Origin of the sequence: Altibacter sp. HG106, from assembly GCF_028561755.1 — a bacterium.
Taxonomy (GTDB): Bacteria; Bacteroidota; Bacteroidia; order Flavobacteriales; family Flavobacteriaceae; genus DFVG01.
Map to the genome: position 1 here is coordinate 47998 of NZ_JAQQTD010000004.1, position 13467 is coordinate 61464.

General features: G+C 44.7%; 11 protein-coding genes. 9 read left to right on the forward strand and 2 right to left on the reverse strand.

Annotation, left to right across the window (positions count from 1 at the left end):
- The first annotated feature begins 29 nt into the window (after nt 1–29).
- Complete coding sequence (gene lepA / locus PO830_RS07520) at nt 30–1826, forward strand: translation elongation factor 4 (RefSeq protein WP_272852933.1); 1797 nt, start codon at nt 30–32, stop codon at nt 1824–1826.
- Here lepA and PO830_RS07525 read toward each other — a convergent pair.
- On the reverse strand, nt 1823–2047 hold the full coding sequence (locus PO830_RS07525) for a hypothetical protein (RefSeq protein ID WP_272852934.1): 225 nt from the start codon (nt 2045–2047) through the stop codon (nt 1823–1825). The genes lepA and PO830_RS07525 overlap by 4 nt on opposite strands.
- Nucleotides 2048–2089: 42 nt before the next feature.
- Complete coding sequence (locus PO830_RS07530) at nt 2090–3961, reverse strand: cation:proton antiporter (protein ID WP_272852935.1); 1872 nt, start codon at nt 3959–3961, stop codon at nt 2090–2092.
- Nucleotides 3962–4160: 199 nt separating this feature from the next.
- Here PO830_RS07530 and PO830_RS07535 point away from each other — a divergent pair, with 199 nt between their 5' ends.
- From PO830_RS07535 to PO830_RS07570, 8 genes are all read left to right on the forward strand, one after another.
- On the forward strand, nt 4161–5021 hold the full coding sequence (locus PO830_RS07535) for an MBL fold metallo-hydrolase (RefSeq protein WP_272852936.1): 861 nt from the start codon (nt 4161–4163) through the stop codon (nt 5019–5021).
- A 12-nt stretch (nt 5022–5033) separates the two neighbouring features.
- A complete protein-coding gene (locus PO830_RS07540; RefSeq protein WP_272852937.1) occupies nt 5034–6704 on the forward strand; it encodes a S8 family peptidase in 1671 nt (556 codons plus the stop codon).
- Complete coding sequence (locus tag PO830_RS07545; protein WP_272852938.1) at nt 6704–8542, forward strand: M1 family metallopeptidase; 1839 nt, start codon at nt 6704–6706, stop codon at nt 8540–8542. The genes PO830_RS07540 and PO830_RS07545 overlap by 1 nt, the downstream gene beginning before the upstream one ends.
- Before the next feature lie 69 nt (nt 8543–8611).
- Nucleotides 8612–8968: a ribonuclease P protein component gene (gene rnpA, locus PO830_RS07550; RefSeq protein WP_272852939.1), complete on the forward strand. Its 357-nt coding sequence runs from the start codon at nt 8612–8614 to the stop codon at nt 8966–8968.
- Nucleotides 8965–9813, forward strand: a complete 849-nt coding sequence (locus PO830_RS07555) for a DUF4349 domain-containing protein (protein WP_272852940.1) — start codon at nt 8965–8967, stop codon at nt 9811–9813. The genes rnpA and PO830_RS07555 overlap by 4 nt, the downstream gene beginning before the upstream one ends.
- A 6-nt stretch (nt 9814–9819) precedes the next feature.
- Complete coding sequence (locus PO830_RS07560) at nt 9820–11454, forward strand: S41 family peptidase (RefSeq protein ID WP_272852941.1); 1635 nt, start codon at nt 9820–9822, stop codon at nt 11452–11454.
- A 3-nt stretch (nt 11455–11457) separates the two neighbouring features.
- Nucleotides 11458–12282 (forward strand): sterol desaturase family protein, encoded by an 825-nt coding sequence (locus PO830_RS07565; protein ID WP_272852942.1) that lies wholly within the window; start codon nt 11458–11460, stop codon nt 12280–12282.
- A gap of 99 nt (nt 12283–12381) precedes the next feature.
- Nucleotides 12382–13440 (forward strand): sensor histidine kinase, encoded by a 1059-nt coding sequence (locus tag PO830_RS07570; protein ID WP_272852943.1) that lies wholly within the window; start codon nt 12382–12384, stop codon nt 13438–13440.
- Nucleotides 13441–13467: the final 27 nt, after the last annotated feature.

Here is a 13467-nt window from a genome sequence, read left to right on the forward strand (position 1 = left end):
TATGTTGAATTCCGGAAGCCTTATTGACTATGAAAAACATTCGAAATTTTTGCATCATTGCCCATATCGATCATGGGAAAAGTACGTTAGCCGATCGGCTGCTTGATTTTACGGGTTCTGTAACCGACCGTGAAAAAAAAGAGCAGCTCTTGGACAGTATGGACCTAGAACGAGAACGTGGTATCACCATTAAGAGCCACGCCATTCAAATGGAGTACACCCACGAAGGCGAAACCTACACATTAAACCTAATCGATACCCCCGGTCACGTTGATTTCTCGTATGAGGTTTCTAGAAGTATTGCGGCTTGTGAAGGAGCGCTGTTAGTGGTCGATGCCGCGCAAAGTATTCAGGCGCAAACCATTTCAAATCTATATTTAGCCCTGGAAAACGACCTTGAAATCATCCCTGTGTTGAACAAGGTAGACCTTCCTTCTGCCAATCCGGAAGAGGTGACCGACGATATTGTTGATCTCTTGGGTTGTGATGCTGATGAAGTAATTCCGGCCAGCGCAAAAACCGGATTGGGAATTGAAGAAATTCTCGCCGCCATCATCGAACGAGTACCCGCTCCCAAGGGGGTAGCTGATGAGCCGCTACAGGCCTTGATCTTCGATTCGGTGTACAATCCGTTTCGGGGTGTAGAAACGTATTTTCGCGTCTTAAATGGGGAAATCAAAAAAGGGCAGCAGATAAAGTTCATGGCTACTGGCAAAAACTATTTTGCCGATGAGGTGGGAACCTTAAAGCTGAAACAGCTGCCGAAGCAAGTCATTAAAACCGGAGACGTAGGGTATTTGATCACCGGAATTAAAGATGCGAGGGAAGTAAAAGTTGGGGATACCATCACCGATGCAAAACAGCCCACTACCAATATGATCGAAGGGTTTGAAGATGTAAAACCTATGGTATTCGCAGGAATCTACCCTGTTGATACCGAAGATTACGAAGAGCTGCGTGCTTCCATGGAGAAGCTTCAGCTTAATGACGCGTCATTAGTTTTTCAACCGGAAAGTTCGGCGGCGCTCGGATTTGGGTTTCGCTGCGGATTCTTAGGAATGTTGCACCTAGAAATTATTCAGGAGCGTTTGGAGCGAGAATTCGACATGACCGTAATTACAACGGTTCCTAACGTTTCCTATCACGCATACACCACCAAGGAGCCCGAAGAGGCGATCTTGGTAAACAACCCAAGTGACCTCCCCGATCCTTCTACGCTTGATCACGTAGAAGAGCCTTATATCAAGGCAACCATCATCACGAAAGCCGATTTTGTGGGGCCGGTGATGTCTTTATGTATTGAAAAACGCGGTCAAATTACAAACCAAACTTATTTAACAACCGAACGAGTTGAGTTGTCTTTTGATATGCCGCTGGCCGAAATCGTATTCGATTTCTACGATCGGCTGAAAACCGTTTCGCGCGGCTACGCTTCCTTTGACTACTCGCCTATCGGTATGCGAACTTCGAAGTTAGTAAAGGTAGATGTCTTATTAAACGGAAACACGGTAGATGCATTGTCTGCCTTATTGCACCAGGATAACGCATACGACATCGGTAAAAAGATGTGTGAAAAGTTGCGAACCCTCATTCCGAGGCAACAATTCGACATCCCCATCCAGGCAGCAATCGGTGCAAAAATTATCGCTAGAGAAACCGTTAAGGCACTTCGGAAGGATGTCACGGCAAAGTGTTACGGGGGCGATATTTCTCGTAAACGAAAGCTGTTAGAAAAGCAAAAGAAAGGGAAGAAACGGATGCGCGCTGTAGGTAATGTAGAAATTCCGCAGGAAGCGTTTATGGCCGTTTTAAAGCTGAACGATTAAATTCCTCCGCAGCTTACGCCGGTTTCGCGTAAGTCTTCTACGTAACGATCATATGGGGTATTAGTGTCATCTCCATTAACGGAAGCATTCCCGTTGCCTTCGCGACACAATTCAAAGTTGGCCGTCTGATCGGAACGACACGTAGTACAGGTGCGGCCCTCATCATCCTCGCAGGAGAAGAAGAACAGAATAGAGGCGCAAATAAGAACGGTTCTTTTCATTTCGTAAGACGTATCTTTTACAACGGGCGTAATTCGAAAATATTACTCCGGTGGATTGTCGTCATCTTCCTCTTCATTCGCAACCGACAGCACATCCTCAAAATCAATCGGTTTACCCATGTAGACTAACTCACAACCCTGAGATACTTCCAAGTTTTCACGGGTAGATAACAATTTGATGTCGTCATCCTCATATTTCAGAAATAAGGCGACTGCATTCACCTCTTGTTCTATATGTCCTAACAACTTAATGAGCTGATCTTTACTGTTCACAGGTAATTCTTGGATAGAGGGAAAGTCTCTCGCAACTTCGGCAAGGCGAATGTAATCATGTGTTTTCGAGATGACATTGGTATTGTTCAGGTTATTCTTGGCCCGCATCTCATCCGCATTTAAGAGTCGGAACGAACCGTTTTCTCCAAGCGATTCTTCGTAGCGCTTGATCGCCTGTTTATTGATTTCATCATTTCCAGTCATCGCCAACAGGTACCCTACATCATTCAATTCGATGTTGTCGGTAAGATCGTCTGCGTAAATATTGGCGTTTAGCGCTTCCAGTCCTAATTCACGCGCCTTATCGATATTATTGCGGTTGGTGTCTACCAATACCACGTGATGCTTGTTTTTCATCAAGTAGCTTCCAATGAGGCGAGATGCTTTGGAAGCGCCTACGATCACAATCCCTTCCGAGGTTTTTAAGAAAACCCCTACGGCAGAAGCGAATAGCCGCGCCGTCGCAGCATTAAGCAACACGGTAACGAGTACTACCGCGAAGACCAATGGCGTAATATATTCGGCACCGGGAAACCCTTCTTTTACGAGTTTGGTTCCGAAAAGCGAGGCGATACCGGCGGCCACGATTCCTCTGGGACCAACCCAACTGATGAACATTTTTTCATTGTACTTGAGTGAGCTTCCGGCCGTACTGAGAAACACACCTATGGGACGCAGCACAAATATGATTACCGCTAACAGCACTGCCGTTTTCCAATTGTAGATCAACAATAGGTCATCGATGCTAATGTTCGCTGACAGTAAGATGAATAGGATGGAAATCAACAAGACACTCAACGACTCTTTAAAATAAAGTAGCTCCTTGAGGTTAGGCAGGTCGCTATTCCCCAGATACATTCCCATAACCACTACCGCTAGAAGTCCGCTTTCATGCGCAAACAAATCGCTTAGAACGAAGATCATTAGCACAAAGGAAAGTGCCACCACATTTAAGAGGTAGTGCGGAATGAGGCGACGTTTAATGGCAAAATACAGCGCCCATCCGGCAGAAATTCCGAAGGAAAAACCAATGAGCACAATCTTTCCAAACTCAATGAGGGCTTGCTTGGTATACCCCGCGTCTCCTTCAACACTAATAAACTCAAAGACCAGAACGGCTACCAAGGCGCCAATAGGGTCGATTAGAATGCCCTCCCATTTTAGGATGGCTGAAACATCCTTCTTAAGCGGAATATTTCGAAGAATAGGCGTGATTACCGTAGGACCCGTCACAATGATAAGGGCTGAAAATAAAAAGGACATTCGCCAGTCGAGGCCAAAAAAGTAGTGTGCCGCGATACCGCCACCAATAAATGTGACGGCGCTGCCCAAACTAATAAGTTTTCCGATAACGGGACCTATTTTCGAAACTTCTCCTCGTCGCAGGGTTAGTCCGCCTTCAAAGAGAATGATTCCAATGGCCAGCGACACGAAGTAAAAGAGGTTCTCGTCTGGAAAGAGTCCGTCGCTCCCATTATAGATAGGTTGTATCCATTGGGTTCCGTCTTCTGAAAGCAGGGTAGACATGGGACCAACGAAGAGTCCGATCAAAATTAAAGGAAGTATCGCAGGAAGCTTAAACTTCCAGGCAACCCATTGGGCCAAAATTCCCAAAACAATGATTGCGGCCAATTCTAACATACACGTTCTTTTTGGTAAAAATAAAAGAAACAAGATACACGAAAAAATAAAGAAGGACAGCTGCTTCCCTATTTTTTGAGAGCGCGGCCTATTTATTTTAAAGTTATGGCATTACATCGTACACCAAAATGCGCCAAATTCTTAATTATACCTTAACGAAATCGCTTGTTCGCCTTACTTTTAGTAATTTGCGCATTCTATGAAATTATATCCTGTTGCTTCCGGAAACTTTAAGCTCGACGGCGGAGCCATGTTTGGAGTCGTTCCAAAAAGCCTTTGGTCCCGAACCAACCCCGCAGACAATCATAACATGATCGACATGGCAGCACGATGCCTGCTCATTGAAAACGGCGATCGCCTTACATTGATCGACACGGGCATGGGAGACAAACAGAGCGACAAGTTTTTTGGATATTACTACCTATGGGGCGATGATTCTTTGGAAAAATCTCTAAAAGCACACGGATTTCATCCCGATGATATCACCGATGTGTTTATGACGCATCTTCATTTTGATCATTGTGGTGGAAGCATTCAGTGGAACAAAGACCGAACCGGCTACGAACCCGCTTTCAAAAACGCGACGTTCTGGAGCAATCAAGATCACTGGAGTTGGGCGGTTCATCCTAACCGTCGGGAAAAAGCCTCTTTTTTAAAAGAGAATATCCTCCCTATGCAGGAATGCGGTCAATTGAAGTTTGTCAACGGACCGGAAGTCGATTTTGCCGAACCCAATGAAATGGATTTCGGCATCTTCTTTGCAGATGGACATACCGATAAACAAATGATTCCGCATATCACCTATCAGGATAAAACCATAGTATTTATGGCAGACCTGCTTCCTACGGCAGGACATTTGCCGCTTCCTTACGTGATGGGATATGACACCAGACCGCTTCTTACGCTTCCTGAAAAAGAGAAGTTCCTCAACGAAGCAGCCGACAAAGGATATTATTTGTTTTTAGAACACGACGCCCACAATGAAATAATCACCGTAAAGCATACGGAAAAGGGGGTCCGACTCGACCAAACATTTACATGTAACGAACTCTTTAATTAATTAAATACGAAAATGAATCTATTTAAATCTTCTTTGCTTGCCGCAGGTGCCTTTGCGGTATTATCAAGTTGTGGAAGCTCAGTGGCTCCCATTGTAGCTACTCCTATTGAAAATATTGACACCAACCCGTTAAAAACAGCTCCCCTAAACGACGAGCAATACAAACGTTGGGGGGCGGCCGATTTGGTGGCCGACACCATTCCAGGGATGAGCGTAGACAAAGCCTATACCGAACTTCTCAACAAGCGGAAAGGCCAAACGGTCATCGTAGGAGTAGTAGACAGTGGTGTTGATATTGAACACGAGGACCTAAAGAATGTAATCTGGGTAAACGAAGATGAAATCGCTGGAAATGGAAAAGATGATGACAACAATGGCTATGTAGATGATATTCACGGCTGGAATTTCTTAGGTGATATCGTAGCAGAGAACATGGAATACGTTCGCTACGTCAAAAAACTAGGCCCTAAATACGAAGGGAAGTCGGAAGCCTCCATCAGTGCCGCGAACCGCGAAGAGTTTGCGTTATTCCAAAAAGCAAAGGCTGAATACGAAAAAGAGTATCAGGAGACCTTGGCTAATAAAACCCAATATGAGCAAATCCTTCAGCAAGTGCGTCCCGCGCATGAGGCAATAAGTGAAAAGCTTGGAAAAGAAGATTATACTGCCCAGGATCTTGCAGGCATTACCAATGCCACGCCAACAGAGCAACAATACATCGCCGGGCTTACACAGATGTTGAATTATGGCGACACCGTTCCTGAAGTGCTTAAAGAGCTGGAAGGCGGAGTTGATTATTTTGCCGGTCGTTTGGATTCGCATTTTAATCTGGAAGCCGATTTCCGTGCTGTGTTGAACGACGACGCCGATGATTTTAGTTCAAAATACTACGGAAACGGGGATGTAGACGGTCCAGATGTGAAAAAAGAAGACGCTCGCCATGGAACACACGTTGCCGGAATTATCGCCGGACAACGCAACAATGGTATTGGTATCGACGGAGTTGCCGATAACGTAAAAATTATGGTGGTTCGTGCCGTGCCAGATGGAGATGAGTACGACAAAGACATCGCTCTGGCCTTGCGATACGCAGTAGATAATGGCGCGAAAGTGATCAATACCAGCTTCGGAAAATATTATTCTCCACATCCGGAATGGGTTCGAGATGCCATTAAATACGCTGCTTCTAAAGACGTGCTTATTGTAAATGCTGCCGGAAACGAGGGCATCGATCTTGACGAAACTGAAGTATATCCAAACGATCAGTCCCTAACCGGTCCAGAATACGCAAATAACGTCCTCACCGTGGGGGCCCTCAATTACAAGTATGGAAGCGAGCTCGTAGCCAATTTTTCAAACTATGGCGACTCGAACGTGGATGTGTTTGCGCCTGGAGTTAAAATTTGGGCGACAACTCCCTTAAACACCTACGAGTATTTGCAAGGAACTTCTATGGCGGCTCCAGCCGTTTCAGGGGTTGCTGCTACCATCCGGTCGTTATATCCAAACTTGACGGCGGTACAAGTAAAGCAGATTATTATGGATAGCGGACTATCATCTAAAAGTCCGGTGGTATTGGGCGGAGATCCTAGCAACTCGCAAAACTTTAATGCTATATCCAAGTCTGGAAAAATGGTAAACATGTATAATGCCTTGATCATGGCAGATAAAATGTCTCGATAATGAAAGGTATTCTTTCTTGCATATTGTTAATCGCTTCTATAGTACTTTCCGAAGCGCAAAACAACACAACCTACTGGCAGCAGCATGCCGATTACACTATGGAAATCGACATGAACGTGGAAACCCATCAATATAAGGGAACACAAACACTGGTGTATACCAACAACTCTCCGGATGTGCTCGATAGAGTGTTTTACCACCTATATTTTAACGCCTTTCAACCGGGAAGCGAAATGGACGTACGTTCACGCACTATAAAAGATCCCGATGCCCGCGTTGGCGATCGCATCTCAAAATTGAGTCCAACCGAAATTGGTTACATCAAACCGACGAAGCTTACGCAAGACGGGGTGGCCCTTTCGTACGAAGTGGTGGGCACCGTGTTAGAAGTAGCGTTAGACAAGCCTATTCAACCGGGAACAACGACCACATTCAATATGGAGTGGGACGCGCAGGTACCCATCCAGATTCGTAGAAGCGGTAGAGACAATGCCGAAGGCGTTGCGCTTTCCATGACACAATGGTATCCTAAATTAGCCGAATACGACTTTCAGGGGTGGCATGCCGATCCATATATTGGGAGAGAGTTTCATGGAGTTTGGGGTGATTTTGATGTGAAAATTTCAATTGATGCGAATTATACCATTGGCGGAACGGGTTACTTGCAAAACCCAAGTGAAGTGGGGCACGGTTATGGTCCTAAGGGCCTCAAAGCAATGAAGCCCAAAAATGGAAAATATACCTGGCATTTTAAAGCGCCTAAAGTGCATGATTTCACTTGGGCCGCTGATGATGAGTACATACATGACACCTATGAAGGACCGAATGGCGTAACACTTCATTTTTTGTATAAGAACAATCCAGAAATCATAGAAAACTGGAAGAATCTGCAGCCAAAAACGGCAGAGCTCATGACGTATTTCAATGAGCATATTGGTGAGTATCCTTATAAGCAATACTCTGTGATCCAGGGTGGTGATGGAGGAATGGAATACGCCATGTGTACGTTGATTACTGGAGAACGCGAATTCAATAGCCTGGTGGGTGTTACCGCCCATGAGCTGGCGCATACCTGGTTTCAGTTTTTAATGGCGACCAATGAAGCAAAGCATGAATGGATGGATGAGGGCTTTACCAGTTATATTTCTGCCTTGGCCATGAATGAAGTAATGGATCAACAATCCCCCAACCCATTGAGCGGATCATATCGCGGGTATCGGTTCTTGGCCACCAGTGGCGAAGAACAACCACAAACCACCCATGCCGATCGCTATGCCTCCAATCGATCGTATGGGATTGCTGCCTACGGTAAAGGAGCTGTCTTTTTGGGGCAATTAGGATATGTTATTGGAGAAGAAAATCTTCAGAAAACCTTACACGATTATTATAAAGACTGGGCTTTTAAACATCCCACTCCTAATGATTTTATCCGCGTCGCGGAAAAAGCTTCCGGTTTTGAATTGGATTGGTATTTGACCGATTTTGCACAAACCACCAATACCGTCGACTACGGAATTAAAGGAGTAGAAACGGCTCCTAATGGAAATACGACGGTGACCTTGGAGCGAATCGGACTCATGCCGATGCCGATTGACCTGTATGTGATGTACGAAGATGGTTCCGAAGAAATCATGCATATCCCATTACAAATGGCACGGGCAGAGAAAAAGAACCCGTTTCCAACAATGACATGGAAGGTGCAGCCTGATTGGGCCTGGGCGTACCCAACCTATCAAGTGGAAGTGACTTCCGGAAAGAAAATCAAAGCGCTACAAATTGATGCGACACAACGTATGGCCGATATTAATTTGGAAAACAATATGTGGGAGGCTCAATAAACGCTTCTTTCAAAATGTATTAAGACCCTACCGCCATAAAGCTGTAGGGTCTTTTGTTATCTTTAACCTGTGAAGAAAACCTTTCCTAAAGCCGAACGTCTAAAAAGCAAAACTGTATTTCAACAATTGTTTGCAACAGGACAACGCGCCAAAAAGTTTCCGGTGCAGCTGGTCTATGTTCCGGTGGCGGGAGCAGAATATCATCAAGCAGCTTTTGCCGTTCCGAAGCGAAATTTTAAGTCGGCTGTAGCGCGCAACCGCATCAAACGACAACTTAAAGAGGCCTATCGCTTACACAAAAATGAACATCTCAGCGAAAACGGTCCGAAATTTGCGCTGCTCTTTATCTATATACACAAAAAACCCATGCCGTACGACGCCTTGTCCTCCTCCATCGTCGCACTGCTTAAAACGGTATCCTTATGAAAACACTGGTTATTTTATTGTTTGGATTTATTTTAGGTTGTTCTAATGGCTCTAGTAGTGACATCCCATATCCTTCGGAAGAAAAATCGATGGCGTATGATGAAACGATCCTGCTGGAGGAAGTAACTGAAATGGAAGAAGATGTGGCCCAAGTAGATGATGAAAGGACGGAACAACAAATCATTAAAGAAGGCCGCCTTTCTTTTGAAACGGACAACCCGGAAGAAACGCATCAAAAAATTCTTTCACTCACGCAACAATATCAAGGTTTTGTTGCCAGCGATAATTCTGGAAAGAATTACAATCGCTACTATCGAAATATGGTGGTTCGCGTCCCCACGAATAACTTCCAGGCCATGCTCGATGGGATTTCAGAAGGCGTAGAATATTTCGATCAAAAGGACATTTCGCGCCGAGATGTAACCGAAGAGTTCGTAGACCTTCAAGCCCGGTTAAAGGCCAAGCGAGAGCTCGAAAATCGATATTTGGAGTTGCTTCGGCAGGCAAAAAACGTGAAGGAAATGCTTGAGATCGAACGAGAGCTATCAACTATTCGCGAAGAAATTGAAGCCAAACAGGGCCGCTTAAACTATCTGAAAGATAAGGTGGCGATGAGCACCCTTTCTATTGAATTTTACAAGCAAACGACCGAAACCGGTGTTACCGTTTCTTACGGTCAAAAAATGTTGAACTCCCTGAAGGGCGGATGGGATGGTATTTCGGTATTCTTCCTGGGAATCCTGTATTTATGGCCTTTGTTTTTCATCGCGATAATCGCTATTTTACTCATTCGCTGGTGGATTCGCCGTAGAAAGCGGTCTGTTCCCCAGGCGCCAAAAAAATAAGCCCGTATGAACTATTTTAAAAAGAAATTTGTGCTCCCAGTTGTGGCTGCAGCCATCCTTGTTGTTTCCACAGGTTTTGTAAAAAACGATTTCTTCGAAATCGCCAAGCAGATCGAAATTTTTACAACGCTCTACAAAGAGCTAAATATGAATTACGTAGACGAGGTAACACCCGCTACCTTAATGGACAAGGCGATCAAAGGCATGTTGGAAGACCTAGACCCTTACACCGTCTATTGGAATGAGCAAGAAGTGGAAGATGCACGCATAAAAAATTCCGGCACCTACACCGGGATCGGCGCCAGTGTTCGTACCGAAAAAGAAAAGATTACCATTGTGGAGCCTTTTAAGGGCTATCCTGCAGATCAGGCCGGACTCAAAGCCGGCGATGAGATTGTAAAGATTGGCGATGTTTCCTTAACCGATTTTGAAGATGATGCGGGAGAGCTGCTGAAAGGAACACCAGGTTCGACTGTAGAACTTACTTTTAAACGCCAGGGGAAAACTCAAAAAACTACGCTCACACGGCAACAGGTGGAAGTGAATGCGGTTCCTTTCTACAAATTATTAGACAACAATATTGGGTACATCGTATTGTCTAAATTCAATCGCAAAACCACAACAGAAACCAAAGCCGCTTTAGAGGATTTAAAAATTGATGGGGCCGAAAAAATTATTCTGGACCTCCGAGGAAATCCAGGAGGATTATTAAATGAGGCGATCAATATTGTTAACCTATTTGTTCCTAAGGGCGAAGTAATCACTACGACCAAGTCGGTCATCGAAAAGTACAATCGCACCTACACCACGAGGAATGAACCCGTGGATACCGAAATTCCTTTGGTAGTGCTGGTTAACGGACGCAGCGCATCGGCAAGTGAAATCGTTTCCGGAGGCTTACAAGACCTTGACAGGGCTGTGATTGTGGGGGCTCGAAGCTTCGGAAAAGGGTTGGTGCAACGTCCTAAGAAGCTTACCTATGGCACCCAATTGAAAGTCACTATTTCCCGTTACTACACGCCAAGTGGTCGTTGCATTCAGGCCTTAGACTATTGGAATCGGGATGAGAACGGCGACCCCATACGAGTGGATGCTAAAGAATACAATTCCTTTAAAACCAAAGGGGGGCGAACGGTGTACGATGGTGGGGGCATCATGCCCGATATAGAAGTGGAAACCGCTGTTTTTAGTCCGATAACGACTGCCCTTCTAAAAGACAATGCCATTTTCGATTTTGCCACCGATTATTACTATCGGAATACACTTACCGATTGGAACGCTTTTGAGTTTTCGGAAGGGGATTTTCAGCAATTTCTTCAGTTTTTGAAGAAGAACGATTTTGAATACGAAACCGAAACCGAGAAGGAGTTTGCAGAAGCCATGCGTCGTGCGGAAGATGACGATCTAAGCGGCGACATTTCAAAAGCGTACGCAAGCCTTTCCGAAGCTATTGATGTCGCAAAAGACCAAGCGGTTATCGCCAAAAAAGCGGAAATTAAATCGCTGCTTAGTGACGAAATATTGAAGCGCTATTTTTACAGAGAAGGCTTGTACGAATATCAGGTAACCCACAATCCTGAGATCCTAGCGGCCATTGAGGTGTTGAACAGCCCTAACGAATATCAAAAGATCTTACGATAACCGATGGAATCCTTCCTATCCTTTTTTGAAACCATGCCTATATGGATGAAGGCAGGATGGGTGTTCATCGTACTTGGCTTTTTTTGGGTCTTGGAAGGCTATTACCGACTCGTACTTACCCCCTACAATAAATGGAAACACGCCCGGGTAAATTTGTGGTTGTTGCTTTTTGTGATGGTGATTAACGCCCTCTTCGGAATACTAACCGCCGGTGTTTTTATTTGGCTGGAACAGGCGCAATTTGGACTTCTTCACCTAATACAAGCTCCCATTTGGTTGGAACTATTGCTATCGCTATTGGTATTAGATTTAATCTCTCAATATGGAGTGCATTACTTGCTTCATAAGGTGCCGTGGATGTGGCGGCTTCATATCGTGCATCACAGTGATAAGCACGTGGATGTTACTACAGGAACAAGACACCATCCTGTTGATTTTATCATTCGCGAAAGTTTTGCGCTTATCGCTGTGGTGCTTATGGGCATGCCAATAGCCTTCTATTTGTTCTATAGGATTTTAAGCGTTTTATTTACCTACCTTACCCATGCTAATATTTCCCTTCCAGAGCGATTAGATCGAGCCGTGAGTTGGGTTTTCGTAACGCCTAATATGCATAAATTTCATCATCATTTTGAAATGCCATGGACGGACACCAATTTTGGAAATATGTTCTCGATCTGGGACCGGCTGTTCGGCACCTTCCTATATGAAAAGGTATCAGAGATACAGTACGGGGTGGACGTGGCCGACCATTTAGACAACGATCTTCCCACGCAACTGGGGATTCCCTTCAATCGAACCGTTGGTAAGCGCAAGTTGAAAAAATAAGCTGTTAGCTTCTTGTTAAATGCTCTTAGGACTGCGTTAAAATAGGAGGGCGCTGTCAATAAAATTTGTTTCTTTAAAACATACTTAGCCTCCCCATGTATGAAGACATATTCAGTTCTGGATAAGGTTCCTTTTTTGAAAAAGAGCTTTTCCCTTAAAATTTTTACGATCACTTTTATTGGAATACACGTGCCGCTACTAGCGGTTATCGTGTATTTATTTTATACTCAAATGCCCGATGAGACCGCTACCAAACTAACCTTGATTGCACTTGCATTTACGTTGGCCGCTACCGGAACGACGCTTTGGTTAATTCACAATCTTCTCATCCCCATTCAGCGCGTACGTGAAACACTCAATAATTATATTGATAAAGGAATTATAGATAAACTTCCCGATCGATACGAAGACGAAGTCGGTATGCTAATGAAAGACACGCAGTTTTCCCTGATACAGCTAGACTCCTTGTTTTCGGAACGGGAACGTATCATTACCTTGTTCTCACATGATCTTCGGAACCCGCTGCATTCCATCAACGGAATTACAGAACTTATGCGGCTTGACGAAACCAACACCGAAAAAGAGGAGCATCTTGATCTTATTGAGAACGTGGTTACTCAGCAAATAGATTTTCTGAATCATACTCTGGTCGATCTCAAAACCAAACAGGCAATGGGCGTCGGTTTCGTTCAAACGGAAACCGTTTCTCTCAAAAAAGAGGTCTTGAAAATTCTTCTGGAAAAATCCCCAAAAGTGGAGTCTAAGAACATTCTGGTGAATACCGATGCTGTCGCAAATATCACCGTTCCATTACCTACACTGGTCTTTCGTACTGTAATGGGCAACCTTCTGAACAACGCCTTTAAATTTACCCCCGAAGACGGTAAGGTTTACATTTCCGCAGCAAAAGAAGACTCCATTCTTTACATTAGCGTGCGGGACACTGGGATTGGCTTTCTTCCCAACCAAGCGGAAGAAATTTTTAAATTCAATTCTCCCATGAGTCGCAAAGGCACGAAAGGAGAACCCTCACAGGGTGTGGGAATGCACCTGTGTAAATCATTGTTAGCAAGGCAAGGAGGAACACTTTCGGCGACGAGCGAAGGCCCTAATAAAGGGGCTACATTTCACTTCACCATCCCCCTCCATGAATCGTAGCACGGCGGGTGTTAACAAAACTTTAAT